At 66.9% G+C, this 26,136-nt stretch carries 25 protein-coding genes; 6 read left to right on the top strand and 19 right to left on the bottom strand.

The genetic code is table 11. From position 1 onward, the window contains the following. Nucleotide 1: 1 nt before the first annotated feature. From CLU95_RS18615 to CLU95_RS18605, 3 genes are all read right to left on the bottom strand, one after another. A complete protein-coding gene (locus tag CLU95_RS18615; protein WP_099794977.1) occupies nt 2-730 on the bottom strand; it encodes an amino acid ABC transporter permease in 729 nt (242 codons plus the stop codon). A gap of 96 nt (nt 731-826) precedes the next feature. After that, nucleotides 827-1,726 (bottom strand): amino acid ABC transporter substrate-binding protein, encoded by a 900-nt coding sequence (locus CLU95_RS18610; protein WP_099794976.1) that lies wholly within the window; start codon nt 1,724-1,726, stop codon nt 827-829. A gap of 382 nt (nt 1,727-2,108) precedes the next feature. Further along, a complete protein-coding gene (locus tag CLU95_RS18605) occupies nt 2,109-3,098 on the bottom strand; it encodes a LysR substrate-binding domain-containing protein (RefSeq protein WP_099794975.1) in 990 nt (329 codons plus the stop codon). Nucleotides 3,099-3,159: 61 nt separating this feature from the next. On the opposite strand from CLU95_RS18605, the gene CLU95_RS18600 reads away from it, so the two are divergent. Continuing rightward, the gene (locus CLU95_RS18600) at nt 3,160-4,611 is read left to right on the top strand and encodes an amidase (protein ID WP_099794974.1); all 1,452 of its coding nucleotides are present in this window, start codon (nt 3,160-3,162) and stop codon (nt 4,609-4,611) included. A gap of 109 nt (nt 4,612-4,720) precedes the next feature. Here the strand turns inward: CLU95_RS18600 and CLU95_RS18595 are convergent, their stop codons facing one another. After that, nucleotides 4,721-5,659 (bottom strand): 2-hydroxyacid dehydrogenase, encoded by a 939-nt coding sequence (locus CLU95_RS18595; protein WP_099794973.1) that lies wholly within the window; start codon nt 5,657-5,659, stop codon nt 4,721-4,723. A gap of 43 nt (nt 5,660-5,702) precedes the next feature. Next, nucleotides 5,703-7,538, bottom strand: coding sequence for an ABCB family ABC transporter ATP-binding protein/permease (locus tag CLU95_RS18590; protein WP_099794972.1), 1,836 nt, complete (start codon nt 7,536-7,538; stop codon nt 5,703-5,705). Nucleotides 7,539-7,580: 42 nt separating this feature from the next. Here CLU95_RS18590 and CLU95_RS18585 point away from each other — a divergent pair, with 42 nt between their 5' ends. Continuing rightward, nucleotides 7,581-8,024, top strand: a complete 444-nt coding sequence (locus tag CLU95_RS18585; protein ID WP_099794971.1) for an acyl-CoA thioesterase — start codon at nt 7,581-7,583, stop codon at nt 8,022-8,024. Between the two features lie 13 nt (nt 8,025-8,037). Here CLU95_RS18585 and CLU95_RS18580 read toward each other — a convergent pair whose 3' ends face one another. The 11 genes from CLU95_RS18580 to CLU95_RS18530 all read right to left on the bottom strand — a co-directional run bounded on the left by CLU95_RS18580 (nt 8,038) and on the right by CLU95_RS18530 (nt 20,262). Beyond that, entirely contained in the window at nt 8,038-9,156 is a 1,119-nt protein-coding gene (locus CLU95_RS18580; RefSeq protein ID WP_099797375.1) for an ABC transporter substrate-binding protein, read from the bottom strand. Nucleotides 9,157-9,351: 195 nt separating this feature from the next. After that, the gene (locus CLU95_RS18575; protein ID WP_099794970.1) at nt 9,352-10,116 is read right to left on the bottom strand and encodes an enoyl-CoA hydratase; all 765 of its coding nucleotides are present in this window, start codon (nt 10,114-10,116) and stop codon (nt 9,352-9,354) included. 39 nt (nt 10,117-10,155) lie between these two features. Continuing rightward, nucleotides 10,156-10,752 (bottom strand): 2-hydroxychromene-2-carboxylate isomerase, encoded by a 597-nt coding sequence (locus CLU95_RS18570; RefSeq protein ID WP_099794969.1) that lies wholly within the window; start codon nt 10,750-10,752, stop codon nt 10,156-10,158. A 47-nt stretch (nt 10,753-10,799) separates the two neighbouring features. Further along, nucleotides 10,800-11,546 carry an SDR family oxidoreductase gene (locus CLU95_RS18565; protein WP_099794968.1) on the bottom strand — a complete coding sequence of 249 codons (747 nt, stop codon included), beginning with the start codon at nt 11,544-11,546 and terminating at the stop codon, nt 10,800-10,802. A 5-nt stretch (nt 11,547-11,551) separates the two neighbouring features. Then, entirely contained in the window at nt 11,552-12,388 is an 837-nt protein-coding gene (locus tag CLU95_RS18560) for an acyl-CoA thioesterase (protein ID WP_099794967.1), read from the bottom strand. Nucleotides 12,389-12,536: 148 nt separating this feature from the next. Then, complete coding sequence (locus tag CLU95_RS18555) at nt 12,537-13,739, bottom strand: acetyl-CoA C-acyltransferase (RefSeq protein WP_099794966.1); 1,203 nt, start codon at nt 13,737-13,739, stop codon at nt 12,537-12,539. Nucleotides 13,740-13,750: 11 nt separating this feature from the next. Next, nucleotides 13,751-16,174, bottom strand: a complete 2,424-nt coding sequence (locus tag CLU95_RS18550) for a 3-hydroxyacyl-CoA dehydrogenase/enoyl-CoA hydratase family protein (protein ID WP_099794965.1) — start codon at nt 16,172-16,174, stop codon at nt 13,751-13,753. Nucleotides 16,175-16,295: 121 nt separating this feature from the next. Then, a complete protein-coding gene (locus tag CLU95_RS18545) occupies nt 16,296-16,730 on the bottom strand; it encodes a DUF2147 domain-containing protein (protein WP_099794964.1) in 435 nt (144 codons plus the stop codon). A 43-nt stretch (nt 16,731-16,773) separates the two neighbouring features. After that, nucleotides 16,774-18,570 (bottom strand): acyl-CoA dehydrogenase C-terminal domain-containing protein, encoded by a 1,797-nt coding sequence (locus CLU95_RS18540; protein ID WP_099794963.1) that lies wholly within the window; start codon nt 18,568-18,570, stop codon nt 16,774-16,776. Between the two features lie 79 nt (nt 18,571-18,649). Next, complete coding sequence (locus tag CLU95_RS18535) at nt 18,650-19,354, bottom strand: TetR/AcrR family transcriptional regulator (protein WP_099794962.1); 705 nt, start codon at nt 19,352-19,354, stop codon at nt 18,650-18,652. A 149-nt stretch (nt 19,355-19,503) separates the two neighbouring features. Further along, nucleotides 19,504-20,262 (bottom strand): SDR family oxidoreductase, encoded by a 759-nt coding sequence (locus CLU95_RS18530; RefSeq protein ID WP_099794961.1) that lies wholly within the window; start codon nt 20,260-20,262, stop codon nt 19,504-19,506. A 117-nt stretch (nt 20,263-20,379) separates the two neighbouring features. Here CLU95_RS18530 and CLU95_RS18525 point away from each other — a divergent pair, with 117 nt between their 5' ends. Beyond that, nucleotides 20,380-21,267 carry a LysR family transcriptional regulator gene (locus CLU95_RS18525; protein WP_099794960.1) on the top strand — a complete coding sequence of 296 codons (888 nt, stop codon included), beginning with the start codon at nt 20,380-20,382 and terminating at the stop codon, nt 21,265-21,267. Here CLU95_RS18525 and CLU95_RS18520 read toward each other — a convergent pair. The 3 genes from CLU95_RS18520 to CLU95_RS18510 are packed head-to-tail and all read right to left on the bottom strand — an operon-like array spanning nt 21,257 to nt 23,622. Next, nucleotides 21,257-22,105, bottom strand: a complete 849-nt coding sequence (locus CLU95_RS18520) for a fumarylacetoacetate hydrolase family protein (RefSeq protein WP_099794959.1) — start codon at nt 22,103-22,105, stop codon at nt 21,257-21,259. The genes CLU95_RS18525 and CLU95_RS18520 overlap by 11 nt on opposite strands. A 30-nt stretch (nt 22,106-22,135) precedes the next feature. Continuing rightward, the gene (locus CLU95_RS18515) at nt 22,136-22,891 is read right to left on the bottom strand and encodes an SDR family NAD(P)-dependent oxidoreductase (RefSeq protein WP_099794958.1); all 756 of its coding nucleotides are present in this window, start codon (nt 22,889-22,891) and stop codon (nt 22,136-22,138) included. Then, complete coding sequence (locus CLU95_RS18510; RefSeq protein WP_099794957.1) at nt 22,888-23,622, bottom strand: SDR family oxidoreductase; 735 nt, start codon at nt 23,620-23,622, stop codon at nt 22,888-22,890. The genes CLU95_RS18515 and CLU95_RS18510 overlap by 4 nt, the downstream gene beginning before the upstream one ends. 177 nt (nt 23,623-23,799) lie before the next feature. Between CLU95_RS18510 and CLU95_RS18505 the strand changes: the two genes are divergently transcribed. From CLU95_RS18505 to CLU95_RS18495, 3 genes are read left to right on the top strand one after another with little or no spacing between them, the layout of a single operon-like run. Beyond that, entirely contained in the window at nt 23,800-24,507 is a 708-nt protein-coding gene (locus CLU95_RS18505) for a FadR/GntR family transcriptional regulator (RefSeq protein ID WP_099794956.1), read from the top strand. A gap of 47 nt (nt 24,508-24,554) precedes the next feature. Next, complete coding sequence (locus tag CLU95_RS18500; RefSeq protein ID WP_099794955.1) at nt 24,555-25,562, top strand: sialic acid TRAP transporter substrate-binding protein SiaP; 1,008 nt, start codon at nt 24,555-24,557, stop codon at nt 25,560-25,562. Between the two features lie 11 nt (nt 25,563-25,573). Next, a complete protein-coding gene (locus tag CLU95_RS18495) occupies nt 25,574-26,131 on the top strand; it encodes a TRAP transporter small permease (protein ID WP_062471123.1) in 558 nt (185 codons plus the stop codon). The last annotated feature ends 5 nt before the right edge of the window (nt 26,132-26,136 follow it).

Genomic DNA, 26,136 nt, shown 5'->3' with positions numbered 1-26,136 from the left:
GTCAGTGTCCTCCGCCGCCGCTGGCCGAGACGATGAAGCCCGGCACGCGGGTCTTCTTCTCGATGAATGCCATGAGGCGGTTGATGATGAGCGCCGACACCACGTAGCACGCCGTCACCGCCAGGTAGACCTCGATGCCGCGCGAGGTTTCTTCCTGCGCCTGCATGGCGAACATGGTGAGTTCGGTGACCGACACGGCGAACGCGACGGACGAATTCTTGAAGATGTTCATCGTCTCGCTCGTGAGCGGCGGGATGATGATGCGGTACGCCATCGGCAGGATCACGTAGCGGTAGTACTGCGGCGTGGTGAAACCCACCGCCATGCCCGCGTAGCGCTGGCCCTTGGGCAGCGCCTGGATGCCGGAGCGCACCTGCTCGGCGATACGCGCCGAAGTGAAGAAGCCCAGCGCCAGCACCACGAGGATGAAGCTCGGCACGCCCTTCATCACGGGGATGAGCGCCGGAATCACGTGGTACCAGAGGAAGATCTGAACCAGCAGCGGAATGTTGCGAAAGAGCTCCACCCATGCATTGCCGAAGCGCACGAGCCACGGACTGTCGGGCAGCGTGCGAATGATGCCGACCAGCGAGCCGAGCACCAGCGCGACGATCAGCGCCAGCAGCGCGACCGACACCGTCCAGCCCCAGGCCGAGAGCATCCATTGCAGGTAGCTCGGATATTCCCCCCCGGGGTCTTGCAGGAAGACCTGCCAATCCCAGTTTCCCATGTGTGTTTACTCCTTCAGCTTCTTTTCGAAATACCGTCCCTTGAAAAGAAACGCCCACCGTGAAAGGTGGGCGTCCATTCACGCAGCGACGCGCGCTTATTCCTTGGTGACGTACTCTTCGGCGGGCTTGTCGTTCGGGTTGGCCCACGCGTTCTTGGTGGCTTCGCCGAGCGGCAGGTTGATGGTCACGTTGGCCGGGGGAATCGGCTTGAGGAACCACTTGTCGTACAGCTTGGTCAGCTCGCCCGACTTGGCCTGTGCCTTGATGCTGTCGTCCACGGCCTTCTTGAAAGCCGGGTCGTCCTTGCGGATCATGATGGCGATGGGTTCCACGGCCAGCACGTCGTTCAGGATCTTGTAGTCCTTGGGCGACTTCGACTTGGCGGCCAGGGCAGCCAGGATGGAACCGTCCATCACGAAGGCGTCGGCACGGCCGGTTTCCAGCAGCAGGAAGCTGTCGGAGTGGTCCTTGCCGTAGACCTCCTTGAAGGTCAGGTTCTCGGCGCGCTTTTGCTTGCGCACGGTCTGCAGCGGCGTGGTGCCGGTGGTGGTGGCAACCGTCTTGTCCTTCAGGTCGGCCAGCGAGTTGATGCCCGAGTTGGCCTTGACGACGATCTTGGTTTCTTCGACGTAGGTGGTCACGCCGAAAGCCACATCCTTCTGGCGGGTGGCGTTGTTGGTGGTCGAGCCGCACTCGATGTCCACGGTGCCGTTCTGCACCAGGGGGATGCGGTTCTGCGAGGTCACGGGCTGGTACTTGACTTCGAGCTTCTTGCCGGCGGCCTTCTCGAGGTCCTTGATGATGTTGGCGCAGACGTCGTAGTGGAAGCCGGTGTACTGGCCATTGCCGAGCGTGTACGAAAGGCCGGAGGACTCACGCACGCCTTCGGTGATGGTGCCCGAGGCCTTGATCTTGGCCAGGGTGTCATTGGCCTGTGCAAAGGCGCCGCTGGTGGCGAGCGCTGCGACAGCCAATGCCAATACTTGTTTTTTCATACGAAAAGCTCCTGAGGGTGACTGAAACAAATAGAACGAAATTCTAGACACTCGCATTTTGCGGGATACCCGGACCAACCCGGTGCATCCCACGGGCATCGCCGCCCGCCTCGCACCGGCTGCGCCCATCGAGGCGCCAGCCTGGTGCAATCCAGACATTTCGCATTGTCCGACTTTCACTAAGCAGCCTTTGTGCCCGCGTGGGAGCGGCTGTGTGCGTGGCGGAAGCAGCTACCGGCGATCCCCGGCGTGCAATGGCCGAAAAAAACTGCCGCGACTGTAGTGGCGGCGCGGCCCGGCCGCCAATGCTGATTGCGGGGGGCCGTATGCGTGGTGCTTATAGATTGTGCAGTGCACAAATCCATCCACCATTCACGCTCGTTCAGTGCGGCGGCTGGGTCCCGACCAGGTACGACCAGAGCGCGTCGGCCGTGCGCTTGGGCTGCATGCTTTCCGACAACCCCGCCCGCGCGGCCGAACGGCCGGCGCCGGCCTTCACCGGAACCGGTGCGCTGGGCCGCTCGCGGTAGGCGCGGATTTCCATCTTGGCCTCGAGGCTGTCGATCTCGGGCGGCAGCGCACTCACCAGCTTGCGCGCCTTGACCTCCTTGCGCACCGCGCTCTGCGGCAGGAAGGCGATGCCGTGGCCTTCGAGCGCCATCGCTTTCAGGCCCTCGGCCATGTCGGTCTCGTAGACGCGGTCGAGGTGGATGGCGGTGCCCGACTCTTTCAGCAACTGGTCGACCACGCGCCCGAGGTACGCGCCCGGCGCATAGCCCAGGTAGGGCAACGGCTGGCCCGGGCGGCCCGGCAGCCGGTAGCGCGGTGCGCCCTCGGCATCGGCCTTGACCCAGGGGGCCACGGTTTCCTCGCCGAGGCTGACCATCTCGTACTTGTTGGCATCGAGCTGCAGCGGCTGCGAGGGGTGGTGGTAGGCAATCAGCAGGTCGCAGCTGCCTTCAACCAGACGCAGCACCGCGTCATGCACATTGAGCGCGATGAGCCGGCTCTTGATCGGCCCGAAGTGCTCGCGCAGGCTGGTGACCCACGACGGAAAGAAGGTGAAGGCCAGCGTGTGCGGCACGGCAATTTCGATCACGTCTTGCCCCGCGGCCGAATGCCCGCGCAGCATGGCGCGCGTGCTCTGCAGCGACTGCAGCATCTCGATGGCCTGGCTGTAGAGCGTCTGGCCCGCGGGCGTGAGACGCGTGGGGTACGAGCTGCGGTCGACCAGGTCGGTGCCGGCCCATCCTTCGAGCGCCTGGATGCGCCGCGAGAACGCCGGCTGTGTCACGTGCCTCAACTGGGCCGAGCGGCTGAAGCTGCGGGTTTCCGCCAAGCTGATGAAGTCTTCAAGCCACTTTGTTTCCATACGCGGCGATTATGCGAGCGCCGCGCCATACTGGGCTCCCCCTCCTTTTCCCGCATTCGCCATGTCTTTCGACGCCTTGCAAGACTTGCCCGACCTCAGCGCCACCGAACTTTCGCGCCGCATCGCGGCCCGTGACGTGTCCTGCCGTGAGGTGATGCAGGCGTCGCTCGCCCGCATCGACGCGCTCAATCCGCAGTTCAATGCCATCGTCTCCCTGCGCGACCCGGCGCAGCTGCTGGCCGAGGCCGACGAGCGCGACGCCGAACTGGCGCGCGGCGAACGGCGCGGCTGGATGCACGGCTTTCCGCTGGCCGTGAAAGACCTGAGCCACGCCGCCGGCCTGCCGACCTCGATGGGCTCGCCGCTGTCGCCGCGCTCGCCCGCGCGCACCGACAGCCTGCACGTCGCGCGCATGCGCGCGGCCGGCGCCGTCGTCATCGGCAAGACCAACACGCCCGAGTTCGGGCTCGGCTCGCACACCTACAACACGGTGTTCGGCACCACGCGCAACGCCTACGCGCCCGACCGCAGCGCGGGCGGCAGCAGCGGCGGCGCGGCCGTCGCGCTGGCCCTGGGCATGCTGCCCGTGGCCGACGGCAGCGACATGATGGGATCGCTGCGCAACCCCGCCGCCTTCAACAACGTGATCGGCATGCGCCCCTCGCGCGGACGCGTGCCCGGCGATCCGGAGCAGGAACTCTTCTTCCAGCAACTCGGCTGCGAAGGCCCGATGGCGCGCACGGTCGAAGACGCCGCGCGGCTGCTGGCCGTGCAGGCAGGCTTCGACACGCGCGTGCCGCTGTCGTCGCCGCACGCCCTGCCCTCGCCCGATGACATGCAGTTGGACGGCGACGGCAAGGGCCTGCGCATCGGCTGGCTCGGCAGCGTCTGGCCCGAGCTGCCATTGGCACCGGGCGTGCGCGAACTCGGTGAACAGGCGCTCGACACCTTCCGCACCATCGGCTGCGAGGTCGAGCCCTGCACGCTCGACGTGCCGCGCGAGCACAACTGGAGCGCGTGGCTGCGCCTGCGCCAACTGCTGGTGGGCGGCAAGCTCGGCGCCTATGTCAGCGACCCGAAGCTGTTCGCCCAGCTCAAGCCCGAGGCGCAATGGGAGATCGAGCAAAGCCGCCACCTCGACGCCGCCTCGCTGTACCAGGCCTCGCTCTACCGCTCGAACGTGTACCGCGCGTTCCTCAAGCTCTTCGAGCGCTTCGACTTCGTGCTCGCGCCGACCGCGCAGGTGTTCCCGTTCGACGCCGAGCTGCACTGGCCGGCCGAGGTGAACGGCGTGAAGAGCGACACCTACCACCGCTGGATGGAGATCGTCACGCCCTTCACGCTCGCGGGCCTGCCCACGCTCAACGTGCGCGCGGGCTTCGGCGACGGCGGGCTGCCGATGGGGCTGCAACTGGCGGGGCCGATCCATGCGGACCTCGAGGTGCTGCGGCTGGGGCATGCGTATGACCAGGCCTGCGGCTGGGGCGCGCGGCGCCCCTCTGCGTTGGATTGACTCCCTCCCCTTCCGGGGGAGGGCGGGGGTGGGGGCACGCGGCGCATCCATCGGGCGCTCTGCCCGCCCCCATCCCAGCCCTCCCCCAGAGGGGGAAGGAGCAAAACCGTCAGATCGGCGTGCGCACGCCCCGCCCCGCGAAGTGCCCTTCGGCGTTCGCGAGGAAGTGGTCCACCGACTTCTGCGTGGCCTCGGGCGACCAGCCCGCCATGTGCGGTGTGAGCAGCACGTTGTCCAGGCCGACGAGCGGCTCGGGTCGCTTGGGTTCGCTCTCGTACACGTCCAGGCCTGCGCCCGCGATGCGGTGTTCGCGCAGCGCCTTCGCCAGCGCCTCGGTGTCGACCACGCTGCCGCGGCCGATGCTCACGAGGTAGCCCTGCGGCCCCAGCGCATCGAGCACCTCGGCATTGACGAGATGCTTCGTGGCCGGCCCACCCGGCGCGGCCAGGATCAGGAAGTCGGCCCAGGTGGCGAGCGACTTCAGGTCGTCGAAGTAGCGCTGCGTGGCGCCTTCGCGCGGCTTGCGGTTGTGATAGCCGACCTCCATGTCGAAGGCGGCGGCGCGCTTGGCGATCTTCTGGCCGATGGTGCCCAGCCCCAGAATGCCGAGCTTCTTGCCCGACACGTTGGCCGGCTGCGGAATGGCTTCGCGCCACACGCCTTCGCGGCACAGGCGGTCGAGCTTGCGGAACTCGCGCACGATGCTGATGAGCAGACCGAAGGCGTGGTCGGCCACGCAGTCGTCGTTCGTGCCGGCGCCGTTGGCCGTGGCGATGCCGCGTGCGCGTGTCACGTCGAGCGGCACGCCCTCGTAGCCCGCGCCCAGGCAGCAGATCAGCTCCACCGCCGGCATGGCCGCGATTTCCTCGGGCGTGATGCCGATGACGCCGATGGTCAGCACCGCGCGGAACTTGGCGCCGTGCTCGGCGATGGCGGCGGCGCGCTCGGCGTCGCCGAAGGCGTAGGTCATGTCGTAGACCTCGGCAATCTGGGCCTGGTGGGCGCTCGAGAGGCTGTTGAGCACCAGCAGGGGAATCTTGGTCGACACGTCTGAACTCCTGAATCGATAGGAAAGGGAATGAATGATCGGGCTAGAGCAAAGGCACTGCTTCGCTCTTCTGCAAAGCCCACATCTGGGCGTAGCGCCCCTGCTGGGCCAACAGCTCTGAGTGCGTGCCGCGTTCGACGATCACGCCCGATTCGAGCACCAGGATCTCGTGCGCCTCGACCACGGTCGAGAGACGGTGCGCGATGACCAGCGTGGTCTTGCCCTGCGCGGCGCTGCGCAGCTCGGACTGGATGGCGCGTTCGTTGGCCGAATCGAGTGCCGAGGTGGCCTCGTCGAAGATCACGATCGGCGGGTTCTTCAAGAGCGTGCGCGCAATGGCCACGCGCTGCTTTTCGCCGCCCGAGAGCTTCAGGCCGCGCTCACCCACCGTCGTCTCGTAGCCTTTGGGCGTGGCCGAAATGAAGTCATGGATGCGCGCAGCGCGCGCGGCGCCTTCGACCTCTTCGCGCGTGGCGCCGGGGCGGCCGTAGGCGATGTTGTATTCGACCGTGTCGTTGAACAGCACCGTGTCCTGCGGCACGATGCCGATGGCGCGGCGCACGCTGGACTGCTGCACGGCGCGGATGTCTTCGCCGCCGATGGTGATGCGGCCTTGCTGCACGTCGTAGAAGCGGTACAGCAGGCGCGCGAGCGTGGACTTGCCCGAGCCCGAGGGGCCGACCACGGCCACCGTCTTGCCGGCGGGGATCTCGAAGCTGACGTGCTTGAGGATCGGGCGCTCGGGTTCGTAGGCGAAGCTGACGTCTTCGAAGCGGATGCTGGAGTTGATGCCCGCCAACGGCTGCGCACCGGGCGCGTCGCGCACCTCGCGCTCCTTCTCCATCAGCACGAACATCTTGTCCAGGTCGGTCAGGCTCTGCTTGATCTCGCGGTAGATCACGCCCAGGAAGTTGAGCGGAATGTAGAGCTGGATCATGAAGGCGTTGACCATCACCAGGTCGCCCAGCGTCATGCGCCCCTCGACCACGCCCGAGGTGGCGCGCCACAGCATCAGCACCAGGCTGATCGCAATCAGCAGCTGCTGGCCGGTGTTGAGCATGCTCAGCGTGCGCTGGCTCTTGATGGCGGCCTTGCGGTAGCGGTCGAGGCTGGCGTCGTAGCGCTTCGCCTCGAACTCCTCGTTGTTGAAGTACTTGACCGTTTCGTAGTTCAGCAGCGAATCGACCGCGCGGCTTTGCGCCATCGAGTCGAGCTCGTTCATGGTCTTGCGGAACTGGGTGCGCCACTCGGTCACCGTGACGGTGAAGGTGATGTACAGCACCAGCGCCGCGCCCGTGATCCACACGAACAGCGAATCGAACTTCACGCCCAATATGGTGAGCACCAGCACCAGCTCGATGATGGTCGGCACGATGCTGTACAGCGACATCGAAATGAGCGAATGCACGCCGCGCGTGCCGCGCTCGATGTCCCGCGTCATGCCGCCGGTCTGGCGCTCCAGGTGAAAGCGCAGGCTCAGCGAATGCAGGTGGCCGAACACCTCCAGCGCGATCTGCCGCGCCGTGCCTTCGGTGGCCTTGGCGAAGATCAGCTCGCGCAGCTCGCCGAAGAGCGCTGTCGAAAAGCGCAACAGCCCGTAGGCCAGCAGCAGCCCGATGGGCACGATGAGCAGCGCCTGCGCCATGTCGGGCTTGGGCGTCATCGTGTCGATGAGGTTCTTCAGCAGCACCGGCACGCCCACGTTGGCCACCTTGGCGCCCACCATGAAGGCGAGCGCGGCCATCACGCGCCATTTGTACTGCCAGAGATAGGGAAAGAGGCGACGCAGGGTCGCCCAGTCGGAACGGTCGGCGCGGTCCGGCGGATGGCCGCCAGGCGCATGGGGAGAGGGGGAAAGGGCTTCGCCGCTTCGGCGCATGGAGGACAATCGTGGCTGTTGTTGTTGCCTCAGATTGTGCCCATGTCCTCTTCTTCCAGTGCCTCTTCCGCCGCAGCGACGGCCGCCGCCACCCTCAAGAGCCTGCCCACCGACATGGAGCTGGTGCTCAAGGTCATTCCGATGCCGGCCGACTGCAACGCCAACGGCGACATCTTCGGCGGCTGGGTCATGGCGCAGTGCGACCTGGCCGGCTCGGTGATTCCGGCGCGCTACGCCAAGGGGCGCCAGGCGACGGTGGCGGTCAACGAGTTCATCTTCAAGCAGCCGGTGCGGCTGGGCGACATCCTCTCGTTCTATTCGAAGCTGGTGCGCGTGGGCCGCACCTCGATCACGGTGACGGTCGAGGTGTTCGCCGAGCGCTTTCGCGCCCAGGGCGAGTACATCAAGGTGACGCAGGCCACCTTCACCTACGTGGCCATCGACGACAACGGCCGCCCCCGCCCCATCGAACAGCCGGCCGCCTGAGCGGCCTCCTTCTTCAGCCGAGGCCGATGCCGGCGTCGCGCACCCGTTCGATGCACTCGAACTCGCGGTTGATCCAGCGCGCGTCGCGCCGCTCCACGCGGCGGATGTAGACCGACTGCACCACGTCGCGCGTGTGGGCGTCGATCTCGACCGGCCCGCGCGGGCTGTCCAGTTGCAGGCCGCGGAACGCATCCACCAGCCGCTCGGCGCCCGCCTTGCCACCGCGCGCACCCGGTGCGCTCAGCGCCGCATCGATGGCCGCGAGCCCGTCGTGCGCCGCCACGGCGAAGTAGCCCGGGCGCAGGTGGCTGCCGTACTCGGCCTCGAAGGCGCCCGCGAAGCGCCGGTTGGCCGGCGACTCGTGGGCGAAGGAATAGTGGTGGCTGGTGACCAGCCCCTCGGCCAGTTCGCCGATGCCGTCCAGGTAGTGGTCGTCGGTGGCGTCGCCCGTGGCGAGCAGGCGGATGCCGGTGTCGGCCATGCCGCGGTCGCGCCAGAACTTCAGGAAGATGGCCGGCATCTGGCCCGACGGCAGGAAGAAGAACACGGCCTGCGGCTTCAGCTCGCGCAGGCGCAGCATGTAGGCCGAATAGTCGAGCGTGTTCAGCGGCACGCGCAGCATCGCGCCCACACGCCCGCCGCCCGCGGTGATGCCGGAGACGAAGGCGCTTTCGGCGTCCACGCCCGAGGCGTAGTCGGCCACCACGGTGCACACGTCGCGCAGCCCCTGCTGCAGCGCCCAGCGCGCCAGCGGCGCCGTGACCTGCGCGATGGTGAACGACACCCGCACCATGAACGGCGAGCGCCCGGTGATGCCCGAGGAGGCGGCGTTCATGATCACGGTCGGCACGCGCGACTGCGTGGCGACGGTGCCGACGGCGTACGCGTTGGAGCTGAAATCCAGCCCCGTGAGCAGGTCGACGCGCTCGTTCTCGATGAGGTCTTGCGCCTGGCGCCGTGCCTGTTCGGGCGCGCTGCCGGGCACGTCGCGGCGCAGCAGTTCGACCGGCCGGCCCGCGATCTGCTGCTTGTGATCGGCCAGCCAGACCGCCATGCCGGCGTCGAACTGGCGCCCGCCGCCCGCATAGGGCCCCGACCACGAACCGATGACCCCGATGCGCAATGGCCGCACGCGCGCCAGCACCAGCGAGGGCGCCGCGAGCGTGCCCGCGAGTAAGCCCAAAGCATGCCGGCGCGTGGGCCCGAATGCTACTTTTTCAGTAGCACGCATCGCCCGTGTGGCGGGCGCTGTGGGCGGGTTGATGTCTGGAGCAGGCACGAGGAACAGTGTACGCAGCCACCGTCCGCAGGCAAGTCCACGGAAGGCTTAGACCTTCGAGAAATCGGGCTTGCGCTTCTCCATGAAAGCGCCGAACGCTTCCTTCGCGGCCGGCTCGCGCAGCATGCGGCCGAAGCTCGCGCCCTCTTCGCCCATGCGCTCGAGCACGGCGGGCATCTGCGTCTTCTTCAGCAGGCGCTTGGTTTCGATCAGCGCGCTCAGCGGCTTGGCCGCGAGCTTGCGGGCCTGCGTCTGCGCGATGCCGTTGGCTTCGGTCGGCGGCACCACGCGGTTGACCAGGCCCACTTCGAGCGCGGCCTCGGCCATGAAGGGCTCGCCCAGCAGCAGCGCTTCGGCGGCGCGGTGGTAACCCAGCATCTGCGGCACCAGCAGGCTCGACGCGGCCTCGGGGCACAGGCCCAAGTTGACGAAAGGCATCGAGAAGGCCGCGTTGTCGCCCGCATAGACGAGGTCGCAGTGGAACAGCATCGTGGTGCCGATGCCCACGGCCGGGCCGCAGACGGACGCGACGATCGGCTTGGGAAAGGTGGCGATGCCGCGCAGGAAGCGGAACACCGGCGACTCCGTGTTGGCGGGCGGCGCATTGAGGAAGTCGCCGATGTCGTTGCCGGCGCTGAAGATCGTCGGGTCGCCCTGGAACAGCACGCAGCGCACAGCCGCGTCGGTCTCGACGGTGGCGAGCGCGTCGGCCATCGCGGCGTACATGCTGCTGGTGATCGAGTTCTTCTTGTCGACGCGGTTGAAGGTGATGGTCATCACGCCGGCTTCGGTGTGGACGAGGATGTCGCTCATGGAAAGATCCTTGGATGGGTAAAACGGGGGGCGACGCGCTCAGGCGCCGACGAGGGCTTCGCGGACAAAGTCGAGGCGGTCCTGGCCCCAGAACATCTGGTCGCCGACGAACATGGTGGGGGCGCCGAACACGCCGCGCTCCACTGCCTCTTGCGTGACCGCCTTGAGGCGGTCCTTGGTCTCCTGCGCACCGGCCAGCGCGAGCAGGCCCGCGGCGTCGAAGCCTGCATTCTGCAAGACGGCACCGACGGTCGCGGGGTCGTTGAGGTTCTTCGGCGCGACCCACATCGCATGGAACACCGCATCGACGTACGCGCCGAAGCGTTCGGGCGCCGTCATCTGCACGCCGGTCGCGCCGCGCATCAGCAACAGCGTGTTGATCGGGAAATGCGGGTTGTGCATGAAGGGCACGCCATAGCGCTTGGCGAAGCGCTGCAGGTCGGTCGTGAGGTACGGGCCCTTGGCCTTGATCTCGGCCGGCGAATGGTTGCCCGTGGCCTGGAACACGCCGCCCAGCAGCATGGGCTTCCAGACCAGCTCGGCGCCGGTGTCAGCGCACACGTGCGGCAGCTGCGTGGCGGCCAGGTAGGCAGCGGGGCTGCCGACGTCGAAAAAGAACTCGACGGATTTCGTCATGGGTGTCTCCTTATGGCTGTGCGTCGCGACGCGAGGTCTGGCGCCGGTCAGAACTTCTCGGACCAGGGACGCAGATCAAGCTCGTGCGTCCACGCGTCACGCGGCTGCGAGTGCAGCATCCAGTAGCTGTCGGCGATGTGGTCCGGGTTCAGGATGCCGTCGCTGTCCTTCAGCGCATAACGCTCGGGGAAATTGCTGCGGATGAACTCGGTGTCGATGGCACCATCGACCACGACATGCGCGACGTGGATGCCTTGCGGCCCCAGCTCGCGCGCCATCGATTGGGCCAACGCGCGCAAGGCCATCTTGGCGCCCGAGAAGGCGCCGAAGTGGGCCGCACCGCGCAGCGACGCCGTGGCGCCGGTGAAGATGATCGTGCCGCGATGAGCGCCCGTCGGCATCTCGCGCGCCACCATGCGCTTCGCGACTTCGCGGCCGTTGAGAAAGCCCGAGAAGCAGGCCATCTCCCACACCTTGAAGTACTTGCGCGCGGACTCGGTGAGGATGCTCTCCGGCACGTTGGCACCGATGTTGAACACCATCACCTCGATCGGCCCGACGGTCGATTCGATCTGCTCGATGAGCGCCACCACTTCTTCTTCCTTGCGTGCATCGCAAGCGAAGGCGTGGGCCCGGCCGCCGTCGGCCTCGATCTGCGCCACCAGCGGCTGCAGCTTGTCGAGGCTGCGCCGCGTGACGCAGGTGGCGTAGCCCTCGCGTGCGAAGCGGCGGGCAATGGCGCCGCCGGTGGCATCGCCCGCGCCGACGATGAGAGCAGCCTTGGTGAGCGCCATGACGTTCATTCCTTGTAGTAGACGATCTGATTGGACGTGGCGAGCAGCGCGCCCTTCTCGCTCCACAGCTGCGCCTTCTGGTCGAAGAAGCCGTTGAAGAACTGCTGCCCCGCCGCGCAACCCAGCAGGTAGCCCGTGCCGACCTCGGCCAGTTCGGCGGCGCCGACATGGAAGTACGTGGTGATCGACACCGTGCCCGCCGGCACATGCTTGGCGCGGCGCAGCCAGACGCGCGGATAGAACACGTCGCTCAACGCGGCGAGCGAGGCGAAGTCGAGCGGGCGGGCCTGCGCGTCGCGCACCCAGATGCGGGTTTCGCTGTGCTGCAGGCTGCTGTCCCATTTCGCGGGAATGCCGCCGCTGAAGGGACGCATCTCGTACTGGTCGAGCCAGGCCACGCCCGACGGGCCGATGCTCATGCGATCGACCGACTCGGGCGCCGGCGCCTCGGGCATGGTGAGGTCGGCCTGGCTCCAGGTGTCGCGGCGTGCGGCCGTCACCACCGTGGCGGTGGTCGTCATGTTCGTCGTGCCGTCGGCGCCGGGCTGCGTGATCGTCACCGTCCAGTGCTGCGTCGAGCGGTTGGTCCGCACGGCAGTGGCCTGGATGTCGAACGCGCCCTCGCCGAGCGCGGCCGCGTAGTTGACCGTCAACGCGATGGGCGTGCCGAGCAGGTCGGGGTGCTGGAGCACCGACTGCAGCGCCAGCGCCGCGGTGGTGCCGCCGAACGGACCGACCATGTTCCAGTAGTCGGGACTCGTGGTGCCCGTGAAGTGCCCCACGCGGATGTCGCTGTGGTGCAGGGCCAGGGCTTTGTCGAAGGGGTGTGGGGTCGTGCGCATGGTGATCGCCAGTGTGCCTCCGGTGGATGACCTCACGCAGTCGTGTGCGGGACGTTGGCGTGCTGCACTGCGGCACGCACCGGGGACCATGCACCGCCGGCAGGGCGCTGCTGCTGCGTGCCGTGCATGGCCGTGATTCCCCTGCCGATCAGACGCGCTCGAAGATGCCTGCGGCGCCTTGGCCCATGCCCACGCACATCGTGACCATGCCGTACTTCAGCTTCTCGCGGCGCAGCGCGTGCACCACGGTCGCCGCGCGGATCGCGCCGGTCGCGCCGAGCGGGTGGCCCAGCGCAATGGCGCCGCCCATCGGGTTGACCTTGGACGGGTCGAGCCCCAGCGTGTTCATCACCGCGAGCGATTGCGCGGCGAAGGCTTCGTTGAGTTCGAACCAGTCGATGTCTTCGTGCTTCAGGCCGGCATAGCGCAGCGCAGCGGGAATCGCCTCGATCGGGCCGATGCCCATGATGTGCGGCGGCACGCCCTTGCTGGCGAAGCTCACGAAACGCGCGAGCGGCGTGAGGCCGTACTGCTTGATGGCCTTCTCACTGGCCAGGATCAGCGCGCCTGCGCCGTCGGAGGTCTGCGAGCTGTTGCCGGCCGTCACGGTGCCGCGCGCGGCGAACACGGTGCGCAGCTTGGCCAGGCCTTCGATGCTGGTGTCGGGGCGCGCGCCTTCGTCCAGGCTCACGGTGCGGGTCTTGGCGATCGACTCGCCGGTGGCCAGGTCCGGCGTGCGGTCGGTCACTTCGATCGGCGTGATCTCGTCGGCAAACTTGCCGGCGGCCTGCGCGACCAGTGCCTTCTGGTGCGAGGCGAGCGCGAACGCGTCCTGCGCCTCGCGGCTCACCTTCCACTGCTGCGCGACCTTCTCGGCCGTGAGGCCCATGCCGTAGGCAATGCCCACGTCGCCTTCGCGTTCGAAGATGGAAGGCGACAGCGAGGGCGAGTTGCCCATCATCGGCACCATGCTCATGCTCTCGACACCGGCCGCGATCATCACATCGGCCTCGCCGACACGGATGCGGTCCGCCGCCATCTGCACAGCCGACAGGCCCGAAGCGCAGAAGCGGTTCACGGTGATACCGCCGATGCTGGTCGGCAGGCCCGCCAGCACTGCGCCGATGCGCGCGACGTTCAGGCCCTGCTGCGATTCGGGAATCGCGCAGCCGCAGATGATGTCTTCGATGGCCTTGGGGTCGAGGCCGGGCACGGCGGCCAGCGCTGCCTTCAGCGTGGTCGCGAGCAGGTCGTCGGGACGGTAGTTGCGGAAGTAGCCGCGGTGGGATTTGCCGATGGGGGTGCGGGTGGCGGAGACGATGTAGGCGTCTTGTACTTGCTTGCTGCTCATGAAATCTGTCCTTAGTTGCGGACCGGCTTGCCGGTGCTGAGCATCCCCATGATCCGCTCCTGCGTCTTGGGATGCACGATGAGCGAGCAGAACGCCTTGCGTTCCAGCGTCATCAGGTATTCCTCGGTCACGAGCGAGCCCGCGTCCACGTCGCCGCCGGTGACCACGTTGGCGATCAGGCTGGCAATGTGGAAGTCGTGCGCGCTGATGAAGCCGCCGTCGCGCATGTTCACGAGCTGGCCCTTGATCGTGGCGGCGCCGCTGCGGCCGGCCACGCGGAAGGTGCGGCGCAGCGGGGGGCGGTAGCCGGCGTCGGCCATGGCCTTGGCCTGCTGCAGCGCCACGTACAGCAGCTCGTCCTTGTTCGGCACGATCACGTCGCTGTCGAGCAGGTAGCCCAGCTTCTTCGAATCGAGCGCGCCGGTGCCGACCTTCGCCATCGCCGCGGCGGTGAAGCCTTCGGTGAGGAACGGCAGCAGGTCGGTGCCTGTGGAAGCCGATGCGTTCTCGGCCGCGCGGCGTGCGATGTACGTCAGGCCGCCCGCGCCGGGGATCAGGCCCACGCCGACTTCGACCAGACCGATGTAGCTTTCCATTGCGACGACACGCTTGGCCGAGTGGATGGCCAGCTCGCAGCCGCCGCCCAGTGCCATGCCGCGCACGGCCGAGATCACCGGCACGTTGGCGTAGCGGATCTTGAGCATGACGTTCTGCAGCTCTTCTTCCGCGCCTTCGACCGCGCCGATGCCCGCGACCACGAAGGCCGGCAGCATCGCCTGCAGGTCGGCGCCGACCGAAAACACCTCGTCGGGCGACCAGATCACCAGGCCCTTGTATTCGGCTTCGGCCAGGTCGACCGCGGCGCCGAGTGCTTCGGCCACGTCGGGGCTGATGGCGTGCATCTTCGACTGGATGCTCGCAATGAGCACTTCACCGTCGAGCGTCCACACGCGCACATCGCCTTCGTCGCTGATCGTCGTGCCGGCCGTATTGGCATCGGCCGCGTTGGCGCCCAGCACGCTCTCGGGGAACAGCTGGCGGTCATGCACGGGCAGCTTGCGCTGCGGCACGAACTTGTTCTGCGAGGCGCTCCACGAGCCTTCGGGCGTGTGCACGCCACCGGCTTGTGCGACCGGGCCTTCGAACACCCACTTCGGCAGCGGTGCAGTGCTCAGTGCCTTGCCGGCGTCGATGTCTTCCTGCACCCACTTGGCGACCTGCGCCCAGCCGGCTTCCTGCCAGAGTTCGAACGGGCCCTGCTTCATGCCGAAGCCCCAGCGCATCGCGAAGTCGATGTCGCGTGCGCTCTCGGCGATGTCGGCCAGGTGCACGGCGGCGTAGTGGAAGCCGTCGCGCAGGATGGCCCAGAGGAACTGGCCCTGCGGTCCTTCGCTCTCGCGCAGCAGCTTCAGGCGTTCGCCCGCGGGCTTCTTGAGCATGCGGCCGTACACCTCGTCGGCCTTGGTGCCGGCGGGCACGTACTCGCCGCTCTTCAGGTCGAAGCGCAGGATGTCGCGGCCGACCTTCTTGAAGAAACCGGCCTTGGCCTTCTGGCCCAGGTTGCCCAGCTCCAGCAGCTTGGCGAGCACCGGCGGCGTCGCGAAGTTGGCATAGAACGGATCGGTCTCGGCGTTGAGGTTGTCCTGCAGCGTCTTCACGACGTGGGCCATGGTGTCCAGGCCCACCACGTCGGCGGTGCGGAAGGTGCCCGAGCTCGCGCGGCCCAGCTTCTTGCCGGTGAGGTCGTCGACCACGTCGGGCGTCAAGCCGAACTTCTCGACTTCCTTCAGCGTGGCCAGCATGCCGGCGATGCCGACGCGGTTGGCGATGAAGTTGGGCGTGTCGTGCGCGCGCACCACGCCCTTGCCGAGCGTGCTGGTGACGAAGGCCTCGAGGTCGTCGAGCACCTGCGGCTGCGTGGTGGGCGTGTTGATCAGCTCCACCAGGAACATGTAGCGCGGCGGGTTGAAGAAGTGAATGCCGCAGAAACGCGGCTTCAGGGCTTCAGGCAGTGCTTCGCTGAGCTTGGTGATCGACAGGCCCGAGGTGTTCGAGGCCAGGATCGAATGCTTGGCCACGTGCGGCGCGATCTTCTTGTACAGGTCGAGCTTCCAGTCCATGCGCTCGGCAATGGCCTCGATGATGAGGTCGCATTCACCGAGCTTGGCCAGGTCGTCTTCGTAGTTGGCCTGCTCGATCAGGCCCGCATCGGCCACGTCGCCGAGCGGCGCGGGCTTGAGCTTCTTGAGGTTGTCGATGGCGCGCGTGACGATGCCGTTCTTCGCTGCACCTTGAGCGACCGCACCGGTCGCGTCTTTGGCGGCCAGGTCGAACAGCACGACAGGCACGCGCACGTTGACGAGGTGGGCGGCAATCTGCGCGCCCATCACGCCGGCGCCGAGCACGGCGACCTTCTTCACTTGAAATCGGGACATAGCGGAGTTTCGAAGTTCTGAATCAGTTCGGGGAACACCGCGGAACCGGCTTTGCCGGGCCGCTGGTGTTGCCCCCTTGAGGGGGAGGCTGCTACACGAAGTGAGCAGCTACGGGGGTGGGTCAAGGAACGCGGTTCCAGGTTTGGGTGCGCCAGAAGGGGCCCAGATAGCCACGGACCTCGAGCTTTTTTCCGCCCTCGATGGGCGTGAAGCTCGCGCGGTATTCCTTGCCGTTCTCGGGGTCGAGGATCTTCCCGCCTTCCCAGACGTCCTTGCCCTCGGCCTTCTTGCCGCCACGGATGATCTCCAGGCCCGCGATGGGCTTGCCCTTGCGGTCGTCGCCGCATTCATCGCAGGTGGCGTCGGGCTTGGTGTCTTTCTTCAACGACTTCTCGATGCGGCCACTGAGCGCGCCGTTGGTCTCCGCAATGCGGATCTCGGCCTTGGCCTCGCCGGTCTTGTCGTCGGCATTGCGCCACAGGCCCACCGGCGTGCTCTGGGCCATGGCCGAGACGGCGGTGACGGTGAACAAGACGGCTGCAAGCGTAGCTTTCATGAGCGGGCTCCCGGTGGGTCGATGAAGAAAGGCTGTGTGTCGCTTACGCGAGTGCTGCGTCGGTGTCCATCAACACCTTGCTGCCGGCGCGCGCGGTGCGCATGAGCATCACGGTCTCGGGGAACAGCTTGGCGAAGTAGAAGCGTGCGGTCTGCAGCTTGGCGACGTAGAACGGATCGGTGTTGCCCGCGGCGATTTCGCGCAGGGCCACTTGCGCCATGCGGGCGAACAGGTAGCCGAACACGAAGTGGCCGGCCACGCGCAGGTAGTCGACGGCGGCGGCGCCCACTTCGTCGGGGTTCTGGAAGCCCTTGAAGCCGATCTCGGTCGTGAACTTGGTGAGCTGGTCGCCCAGCATCGCGATCGGGTTGATGAACTCGGCCATCTTCTCGTTCACGCCTTCTTCTTCCACCAGCTTGGCGACGAGCTTGCCGAACTTCTTCAGCGAGGCGCCGTTGTTGCCCAGGATCTTGCGGCCCAGCAGGTCCAGCGACTGGATCGTGTTGGTGCCTTCATAGATCATGTTGATGCGGTTGTCGCGCACGAACTGCTCCATGCCCCATTCCTTGATGAAGCCGTGGCCGCCGAAGACCTGCATGCACGAATTGGTCGCGATGTGGCCGTTGTCGGTGATGAAGGCCTTGACGATGGGCGTGAGCAATGCGACCAGTTCGCCGGAGTCCTTGCGCACCTTTTCATCGGGATGGTTGTGCTCCTTGTCGAGCAGCAGCGTGCAGAAGATCTGCAGCGCGCGACCGCCTTCAGCGTACGCCTTGGCCGTGAGCAACATCTTGCGCACGTCGGGGTGCACGATGATCGGGTCGGCTTCCTTGTCCTTGGCCTTCACGCCCGACAGCGAACGCATCTGGATGCGGTCCTTGGCGTAAGCCAGCGCATTTTGATAAGCCACTTCGGTCAGGCCGAGCGACTGGTTGCCCACGCCCAGGCGTGCGGCGTTCATCATCACGAACATCGCGGCCAGGCCCTTGTTGGGCTCGCCCACCAGCGTGCCGGTGGCGCCTTCGATCACGATCTGCGCGGTGGCGTTGCCGTGGATGCCCATCTTGTGCTCCAGGCCGGCGCAGAAGATCGGGTTGCGTTCGCCGAGCGAACCGTCGGCCTTGACGTGGAACTTCGGCACCACGAACAGGCTGATGCCCTTGCTGCCCTTGGGCGCGTCCGGCAGGCGGGCCAGCACCAGGTGAATGATGTTGTCCGTCATGTCGTGCTCGCCGGCCGAGATGAAGATCTTGCTGCCGGTGATGCGGTAGGTGCCGTCGGCCTGCGGCTCGGCCTTGGTGCGCAAGAGGCCCAGGTCGGTGCCGCAATGGGGTTCGGTCAGGCACATGGTGCCGGTCCACTCGCCGCTCGTGAGCTTGGGCAGGTAGGTCTTCTTCTGGTCGTCGGTGCCGTGGGCCTTGAGCGCCTCGTACGCGCCGTGCGAGAGGCCCGGGTACATGGTCCAGGCCTGGTTGGCGCTGTTGAGCATTTCGAACAGGCACTGGTTCACCACGAACGGCAGGCCCTGGCCGCCGAAGGCCGGGTCGCACGACAGCGCGGGCCAGCCGCCTTCGACGTACTTGGCGTAGGCGTCCTTGAAGCCGGTGGGGGTCTTCACTTCGTGCGTGGCCTTGTCGAGCACGCAGCCTTCTTCGTCGCCGCTGATGTTCAGCGGAAAGGTGACTTCGGCCGCGAACTTGCCGGCCTCTTCGATCACGGCGTTGATGGTGTCGGCATCGGTCTCGGCGTGGGCCGGCAGTGCCTTGAGTTCCTCGGCGACGTTGAGCACTTCGTGCAGCACGAACTGCATGTCACGCACGGGGGGGTTGTAGGTAGGCATCCGGGACTCTCCTGGTCGAAGCTAGATAGATTGGAAAAAACGAAAACGGAAAGAAAAACGAAACGGGCAGCCGCGGCGCTCAGCGCACGGTCTTGAGCCGGCGCGTGCCGCGCGCAGCGGGCGCGGACTCGGCGGCGTTGGAGGCGGGCGGCGCGTCCGGCGTGGCGGCACGCGCAAGGATGTTGTCGAAGCCGACGTTGGCGCGGCCGATGGAGCCGGGCACCTGCAGGAAGCGGGCTTCGTAGTGCAGCGCGAGGATCAGGCCGTGGATCTCGAACCCGACCTGGCGCTCGTCGGCGTCGGCGCGCAGGTGGCCTTCGGTCTTCGACTGCACGATGGCGCGCAGCACGGCGGCCTGCCAGATGCTGACCGACTCGACCAGCGCATCGCGCACCGGGCCCGGGCGGTCGTCGAATTCGGAAGCGCCGCTGATGTAGATGCAGCCCGAGTCGATTTCGGTCGAGGTGCGCTTCATCCAGTTGGCGAACATGGCGCGCAGGCGCGGCAGGCCGCGCGGGGCTGTCAGAGCCGGGAAGAACACTTCCTGCTCGAAGCGGGCGTGGTACTCGCGCACCACGGAAATCTGCAGTTCTTCGCGCGAGCCGAAGTGGGCGAAGACGCCCGACTTGCTCATCTTGGTGATTTCGGCCACGGCGCCGATCGACAGGCCCTCGAGCCCGATCTGCGCAGCCAGCGCCAGTGCGGCGTCGACGATGATGGCCTTGGTCTGCTGGCCTTTGGGGGCGGCGCGGGCCGGCTTGGCGGGAACGGCGGTGGCAGACATCGTGAAAGCTCCGAATAAAACGAACGGTCGTTCTATTTTGCAGGGGCTTTGCACTTTTGACCGCAAATGACCTTGGTCCGCGGTAGGTTAATGAAGGTTAGCCAAAGCAAGGGGCGACCGCCAGGGGGTCGCACCCTTGCCTTGCGGCCTCAGAACTCCTGCGACACGGGCCGCAGCACGACCTCGTTGATGTCCACGTTGGCCGGCTGCTCCACCGCATAGACGATGGCGCGCGCGACCGAGTCGGCGGGGATCTGGTTGGCGTCGTAGAAAGCCTTCACGCCCGCGGCGCTCTCGGCGTCGCTGCTGCCGAGCTTCAGTTCCGAGTCCACGGCGCCGGGCGACACGATGGTCACGCGCACGCCGCTGTTGCCCACCTCCACGCGCAGGCCCTCGGAGATGGCGCGCACCGCGTGCTTGGTCGCGCTGTAGACGGTGCCGATGGGCGTGAACACCTTCAGCCCGGCAATCGATGCGACGTTCACGATGTGGCCGGTGCCCTGTGCCTGCATGCGCGGCAGCACGGCGGCAATGCCGTAGAGCACGCCCTTGATGTTGACGTCGATGGTGCGGTCCCACTCGTCGACCTTGAGCTTGTCGAGGGGCGACAGCGGCATCACGCCCGCGTTGTTGACCAGCACGTCGATGCGGCCGAAGGCCTCGACGGTGGCGGCAGCGAGTTTTTCCAGATCGGTGCGCTTCGCCACGTCGGTGGCGACGGCGATGGCTTCGCCGCCGGCTTCGCGGATCTCGGCGACGACTTTGTCGAGCCGGTCGGTGCGGCGGGCCGCGAGCACCACCTTGGCGCCGCGCGCGGCCAGGTGGCGCGCCGTCGATTCGCCCAGGCCGCTGCTCGCGCCGGTGACGATGGCGACCTTGCCTTGGATGTTGTCTTGAACGGAAGTCATGGGAATTTCCTTTGAGGGGTGTGGAAGAAGTGCATGCAGTGTGGAAAATCCACGCGTTCCAGTAAATGAAACTCTGGCGACTTCAGAATTCCATATCCAGGAATCAAGGAACACCTCATGCCCAACCGCCTCGAAGCCCTGCGCGTGTTCTTCACCGCCGCAGCTGCCGCCAACTTCCGCGAGGCGGCCGTGCGCCTGTCGGTGTCGCCGCAGGTGGTGACGCGCGCGGTGCGCGAACTCGAAGACGAACTGGGCGAGCCGCTCTTTCACCGCAGCACGCGCGGCGTGCAGCTCACCGATTTCGGGCGGCAACTCGCCGAACGCGCTCGCATCGCGGTGGGCGGCGTCGACGATCTCTTTCACCGCATCGACCGGCGCGCGCTGTCGCAGCACGCGGGCACGGTGCGGGTCACGGCGCCGCATGTGTACGGCCGGTTCATTCCGCAGGCGCTGGCGCCGCTGCTGGTGGCGCACCCCGGGCTGGTGCTCGACCTGCGGCTGTCGGAGCAGCATGCCGATGTGGTCGACCAGCAGATCGACATCGGCGTGCGCGTCGGGCCGATGCGCGACGCGCGCTTCGTGGCCCGGAGCGTGGGAAAGATGCCGCTGCGCGTGGTGGCCTCACCGGCGCTCATCGAGCGGGTCGGCGCGCCGCGCACCGTCGATGCGCTGTCTGCGCTGCCGGTCACGGCGCTGATCGACCGCAGCTCGGGCCGGCCCTGGCCCTGGGCGTTCAACAAGAAGCGGGTGTTCACCGTATCGTCGCCCGCGTTCGTTGCGGACAACATCGACGCCGAATGCGCCGCGGTGCTGGCGGGCATCGGCTTCGGCCAGCTCATCGGCCCGCTGGCGGAGCCGTGGCTGCAATCAGGCGCGATGGTGGAGCTGCTGGCGGCCGATGCGCCGGAGCCCTGGCCGGTTCACGTCTACCGCCCGCAGCGCGCGCCGGTGCCGGCGCGCGTGCGGTTGGTGTACGACGAACTGATCCGCGTGATCAGAGCTTGAAGGGCAGCACTTCCTGGCGCTGTTCGCCGAGGCCTTCGATGCCCAGCGTCATCACGTCGCCCTTCTTCAGGTACAGCGGCGGCTTCATGCCCATGCCGACGCCGGGCGGCGTGCCGGTGGTGATCACGTCGCCGGGCATCAGCGTCATGAACTGGCTCACGTAGCTCACGAGCTTGGCCACGCTGAAGATCATGGTCTTGGTGCTGCCGGTCTGCACGCGCTGGCCGTTCAGGTCGAGCCACATGGCGAGCTTCTGCGGGTTCTCGATCTCGTCGCGCGTGACGAGCCAGGGGCCGAGCGGGCCGAAGGTGTCGCAGCCCTTGCCCTTGTCCCAGGTGCCGCCGCGCTCGATCTGGAACTCGCGCTCGCTCACGTCGTTGATGGTGCAGTAGCCGGCCACGTAGTCGAGTGCGCTCTTCTGCGAGACGTAGCGCGCCTTCGTGCCGATGACCACGCCGAGTTCGACTTCCCAGTCGGACTTGACCGAGCCCTTGGGCAGCATCACCGGGTCGTTCGGGCCCTGGATGCAGCTCGTGGCCTTCATGAAGACGATGGGTTCCTTGGGCACCGGCAGGCCCGATTCGGCCGCGTGGTCGGCGTAGTTCAGGCCGATGGCGATGAACTTGCCGACGTTGGCCACGGGGCTGCCCAGGCGCGGCTTGCCCTTGACCAGCGGCAGCTTGTCGACCTTGGTCTTGCGCAGCTTGGCAATGGCGGCATCGCCGAGCTGGTCGGGACCGATGTCCTTGACGATGGCGCTCAGGTCGCGCAGCTTGCCTTCGGCATCGATGAGGCCGGGCTTCTCTTTGCCGGGGTTGCCATAGCGGACGAGTTTCATGCGTTCCTTTCAGTGCATTGAAATGGGGGATTAGTACGTAGAGCGGCCGCCGGACAGGTCGAACACGGCGCCCGTGGAGAAAGAACAATCTTCGGTGCAAAGCCAGCCGACCAGTGCGGCCACTTCGTCCACCGTGCCGAAACGGCCCATGGGGATTTTCGACAACATGAACGCGATGTGCTCGGGCGTCATCTGGTCGAAGATGGCGGTCTTCACTGCCGCGGGCGTCACGCAGTTCACGCGGATGCCGGTGTCGGCCAGTTCCTTGCCGAGCGACTTGGTGAGCCCGATGACGGCGGCCTTGCTTGCGCTGTAGGCGCTGGCGTTGGGGTTGCCTTCCTTGCCGGCGACCGAGGCGATGTTGACGATGCGGCCCTCGCCCGTCGCGCCCTGCTTGCGCATCTGCGCCACCACCTCTCGGCAGCACAGGAACACGCCGTTGACGTTGACCTCCATCACCTGGCGCCAGTCGTCCACCGGGTAGTCCCAGAGCTTGACGTTGGGCCCGGTGATGCCGGCGCTGTTGACCAGCGCATCGATGCGTGGCGCGTGCGCGAGCGTGGCGGCCACGGCTTTCGCAACCGACGGCTGCTGCGTCACGTCGACCTTCAGTGCGAAGGCCTTGGCGCCGAGCGCTTCGGCCGCACGTCCGGCGGCGGCCTCGTCGCGGTCCCACAGCGTGACGCTGCCGCCCGAGGCGACGAGCCGCTGCGCGATGCCGAAGCCCAGCCCCGTGGCACCGCCGGTGACCACTGCATGGCGGCCTTCGAAATCGAGCCGGTTCATATCGTGATGCCGCCGTCGACGGTGAAGTACTGGCCGGTGGCGAAGATGGATTCGTCGCTGGCCAGGAACACCACCACCGGCGCAATCTCCTCGGCCTGCGCGAGGCGGCCCATGGGCTGGCGCGCCACGAAGGCCTTGCGCGCGGCCTCGGGGTCGGCGTTGGCATTGATGCGATCGCCCAGCGAGGGCGTGTCGACCGTGCCCGGGCACACGGCATTGCAGCGGATGCCGCGTGCCACGTAGTCGGCCGCCACGCTCTTGGTGAGGCCGAGCACCGCCGCCTTGGTGGTGCCGTAGACAAAGCGGTTGGGCAGGCCCTTCATGCTGGAGCACACGCTGGCCATGTTGATGATGCTGCCGCGCCCGGCCGCGAGCATGCCGGGCAGCACGGCCTGGATGGTCCACATCTGCGCGCGCACGTTGAGGCGGAAGGCAAAGTCGAGGTCGTCGTCGCTGGCCTGCTCGATGGTGCCGTTGTGCACCACGCCCGCGCAGTTGAACAGCACGTCGAGCGTGGGCAGCTGCGCCACCAGCGCGCCGATGGCGGCCTTGTCGAGCACGTCGAGCTTCAGGGCCGTGACATTCGTTACGCCGGCGTAGGCCGCCAGCAGCGTCTCGTTGACGTCGGTGGCCCACACATGGGCGCCCTCGGCCGCGAGCGCCAGCACGCTCGCGCGGCCGATGCCCTGGCCGGCGGCGGTGACGAGCACGGTCTTTCCCTTCAATCTCATGGTCGGTGTCTCCTGGGGTGTTCTGCGGATGCAGGGGTGTGCGGGGGTGGATTCGGGTTAGGCCCGATGGGTGACAACTGTGAATCGCCGTATTCTGAATTGGCCTTACCACTTGTCCAATTCAGGACAACCCTTAAGCCGATCCACCGCCTCGCCCGCCACCTGCCCTCTCGTCCCGTGCCGCTCCAGACCGTCGAACCCCAACGCCTTTATCGCCAGATTGCCGACCAGCTCCGGGGGCTGATCGCCAAGGGCGAGTTCGACGTGGGCGCGCGCCTGCCCGCCGAGCGCGACCTGGCCAAGCAGCTCGGCGTGAGCCGGCCCTCGGTGCGCGAGGCACTCATTGCGCTCGAGGTCGAGGGCTGGGTCGAGGTGCGCACCGGCTCGGGCGTGTACGTGCTCGACCGCTCGCACCGTGCCAGCGCGCCGGTGGCGCCCACCGAGTGGGGGCCGCTGGAGCTGATCCGCGCGCGCCGCGTGATCGAAGGCGAGACCGCCGCCATCGCCGCCCTGTCGGGCAAGCGCAAGGACGTGGACGCGATGACGCGCGCCATTGCCGCCATGCGCGAGATGGCCGACCGCAACGTCATGCCGCTGGACGGCGACCGCGCCTTTCACCTGGCCATCGTCAACGCCGGCGGCAACGTGGTGCTGGCCGAGACGGTGCAGGGCTTCTGGGATTCGCGCCGCGGCCCGATCTTCACGCGGCTGGGCGGCTACTTCGAGACCGTGACCTCGTGGCGCGCCGCCATCGCCGAGCACGAGGCGATTCGCGACGCCATTGCCGCGCGCGACGCCGAGGCCGCGCGCACCGCCATGCACGCGCACATGGACAACTCGCACCACCGTTTCAGCGCGAGCTGGCGCCGCGCCAAGCCTTCCTGATTTTTCGCCAGCAATTTTTGCCAACGACTACAACGGAGACAAGCCACATGATCAGCAGCAAGAACAGCAAACGCACCGCCCTCAAGGCACTGGCCGCCTGCGCCCTCGCAGCCGGCGCGCTGGGTGTGGCGGGCATCGCCAGTGCGCAGACCAAGCTCAAGTGGGCCCACGTGTACGAGACCTCGGAGCCCTTCCACAAGTACTCGGTGTGGGCCGGCGACGAGATCAAGAAGCGCACCAACGGCCGCTACGAGGTGCAGGTGTTCCCGGCCTCCACGCTGGGCAAGGAAGCCGACATCAACCAGGGCCTGACGCTGGGCACGGTCGACATCATTTTGTCGGGCGCGAGCTTCGCTGGCCGCACCTACACGCCGCTGGCGATCTCGTACTTCCCGTTCATCTTCCGCGACGCCGAACACCAGCTCAAGTACGCCAAGAGCGACGTGTTCAAGGAGCTCGCCAAGGGCTACGACGACAAGAGCGGCAACCACATCACGGCGCTGAGCTACTACGGCGCGCGCCACGTCACCTCGAGCGCCGCACGGCCCGTGGCCAAGCCCGAGGACATGAAGGGCCTGAAGATCCGCGTGCCCGACGCACCGGCCTACCTGGCGTTCCCGAAAGCGCTGGGCGCCAACCCGACGCCGATCGCGTTTGCCGAGGTGTACCTGGCACTGCAGAACAACACGGTCGATGCGCAGGAGAACCCACTGCCGACCATCGAGGCCAAGAAGTTCTTCGAGGTGCAGAAGAACATCTCGCTCACCGGCCACATCGTCGACTCGCTGCTCACCATCACCTCGGGCCAGCTGTGGACCAAGCTCTCGGCGGAAGACAAGAAGATCTTCACCGAGGTGATGCAGGAAGCCGCCGAAAAGACCGGCCGCGAAATCATCGCGTCCGAAGCGCGCCTGGTGGAAGAGTTCAAGAAGAAGGGCAACAACGTGATCACGGTCGACAAGAACGCGTTCCGTGAAGCGGTGCTCAAGGCCACGAAGCCCACCGACCAGGGCTACCGCCAGCAAGATTACGACCGCATCCTGGCCATCAAGTAAGCGAAGCGGCCATGACCGAACAGAAGATCATCGACGACGAGGGCCACTTCCATGCGGAAGACGAAGTGGTCGACCTGTCGGACACCATCGCCGAAGGCTGGATCTCCCTGGCCTTGTTCTGGATGCTGGGCCTGACGGTGTTCTACCAGTTCGTCACGCGCTACGTGATGAACGATTCGGCGGCCTGGACCGAGGAGGTCGCGCGCTACATGCTCATCGGCGTGGTCTTCGTCGGCGCGGCGGTGGGGGTGGCGAAGAACAACCAGATCCAGGTCGACTTCTTCTACCGCCACATGCCGCGCGCGATGGGCCGTGCGCTCTCGATGGCCGTCGATGTGCTGCGCACCGCCTTCTTCGTCGCGGCCGTCGCCATGACGGTGCAGATGATGCTGAAGATCGGCAACCAGACGCGCATGACCATCGTCGACCTGCCGATGAACGTGGTGTACGCGCTGTGCGTGTTCGGCTTCGCCGCGATGGCGTGGCGTTCGCTGCAGGTGCTGCGCATCCACTGGCAGCGCGGCTACAGCGTGCTCGAACAACCCGAATCCACTTTGCACGACCGCTGAGGCGG

This window comes from Variovorax sp. 54 (assembly GCF_002754375.1).
Taxonomy (GTDB): Bacteria; Pseudomonadota; Gammaproteobacteria; order Burkholderiales; family Burkholderiaceae_C; genus Variovorax.
Note: the sequence above shows the minus strand (reverse complement) of the source record. Positions and strands in the feature narration are given on the sequence as shown.